The sequence below is a fragment of the Microbacterium sp. MMO-35 genome, from assembly GCF_037147555.1.
GTDB lineage: Bacteria > Actinomycetota > Actinomycetes > Actinomycetales > Microbacteriaceae > Microbacterium.
In genome coordinates this window covers 1-880 of sequence record NZ_JBBCVH010000033.1, presented here as the reverse complement: position 1 = coordinate 880, position 880 = coordinate 1, and the positions used below count along the sequence as shown (strand labels likewise).

Here is an 880-nt window from a genome sequence, read left to right as displayed (position 1 = left end):
GTCGACCTTGCCGTCGTAGTGGTCCTTGTCCTTGACCTGGCGGATGACGTCGTCGAGATGCCCGTCCATGTTCGCCGTCAACTGGTGCAGCTTGTGATCCGCATGCGCGAACCCCTTCAACGCCGCCTGCTTCAACTCCCGGATGATCGGCTTCACCGAACTCATCAGTCATCACCCCCGAAATCCAACGCCGAGAACTCCGCGAAGAACGTCGACGTGATCGACTGAATATCCGCCCCATGCACCTTCATCTCCGCCTGCGCATCCTCCAACGCCTGCAGATCCGCGAAGAACTCATCCGAATCCCCCACCGACGCCTCCACCATCGGCGCATCCAGCACCGCATCGATCACCGCCGGCAACTGCTCCGCCAACGGCTCGATCGCCATCGGAGCCAACTGATTCATCAACTGCTCCACCACGATGTCCACCGCCGCGTTCAACAGCTTCTTCTTGATCAACAACATCGGCCCCGCCCCCAGAGCCGTCACCGGATTCGTCAACATCGCCACCAACGTCACCAACGTCGACGTCACATCCACGATCACCTTGACCTTCAACCCCGTGATCGCCGCCGCACCGATATCCATCGCCGTCGCCGCCGGCGGCATGATATCGATCAGCTTCTGCAGATTCTGCGACCGATTCGCATTCCACGCACTCAACGTCGCCGGACCCGTCTGCCCCCGCATCGCCCCCGCGATATCCCCATTGACCTTCCGATCAACCGACTGGATCACCGACTCCAGATCCGACCCCAGATTCCGCACCAGAGTCGCACCCTTACTGACCTCATCCTCATCGATATCAGGCCAATCAAAACCCAGCTTCTCCATCACCCAGACAAGCTCATTCGGCAACATCATTCCCACGACAGCAC

1 protein-coding gene is annotated in these 880 nt (G+C 59.8%); it reads right to left on the bottom strand.

Annotation, left to right across the window (positions count from 1 at the left end; translation table 11 throughout):
* Positions 1-164 precede the first annotated feature (164 nt).
* A partial coding sequence (locus WFJ01_RS19035) for a WXG100-like domain-containing protein (protein WP_336630049.1) occupies positions 165-880 on the bottom strand: 716 nt, incomplete at its 5' end.